The organism is Halobacillus sp. BBL2006 (assembly GCF_000786645.1).
GTDB lineage: Bacteria > Bacillota > Bacilli > Bacillales > Halobacillaceae > Halobacillus.
Genome location: NZ_JRNX01000456.1, coordinates 1 through 689, shown reverse-complemented (window position 1 = coordinate 689; position 689 = coordinate 1). Strand labels below are relative to the sequence as shown.

General features: G+C 42.7%; 1 protein-coding gene and 1 pseudogene. Both read right to left on the bottom strand.

All coding sequences use genetic code 11. From position 1 onward, the window contains the following. The coding region (locus LD39_RS13620; protein WP_035547931.1) for a methionine gamma-lyase family protein at positions 1-427 on the bottom strand (427 nt) is incomplete at its 3' end. 18 nt (positions 428-445) lie between these two features. Further along, positions 446-689: pseudogene (locus LD39_RS23120) on the bottom strand (GTPase HflX); the annotation flags it as partial.

The following is a 689-nucleotide window of genomic DNA, read 5'->3' as shown; positions in this document are numbered from 1 at the left end:
CGTTTGTCAGGGGAACAGAACTATAAGAGACGCCAAAATCAATCAATGAGCCTGTGTCTTGACCATCGTTCTTACCAATAACCTCTTCAAGAGTGTCATAGGGTTCTCCTGTAATGTACAACAAAGCATCTCCTGGCCTCAGCACTCCGAATAAGGAGGTGGTGATGGCGTGTGTTCCTGAGATGATCTGCGGGCGGACAAGTGCATCCTCTGCCCGGAATATTTCCGCATATAGTGCTTCTAACGTATCTCGGCCAAAGTCATCGTATCCGTAGCCCGTTGTCGGATTGAAATGGGAATCACTGACTCTGAGTTTTTGAAAAGCATTCAGTACACTCGCCTGGTTTTCTTCTACAATCCGATCGACTTCTTCGTGTTGTTTGGCAATATCGTTTTCTGCTTGTCTTTTTAATTGTTGAATAGTCATGTTGCTTATTTCCTACCTTTATAAAATCTGATGTTTAAGTGGATGCTCAGGATGGATGAATCCATGAAGAGCATACCCTTCTTTTTCTTCCAAAAATTCTAGTGATGTAATCATGCTATATTTTTTGAATTGCTGAAGACGTTTCCCGTCTGATGCCGGGAGGAACAAATCATATTCGTGCCATTCTTCCCTAAGGACTGATTCTACTTTATCCAGGATCCGTTTGATATCAATCCGGTCATGGACACTTACGGTTAAGGAA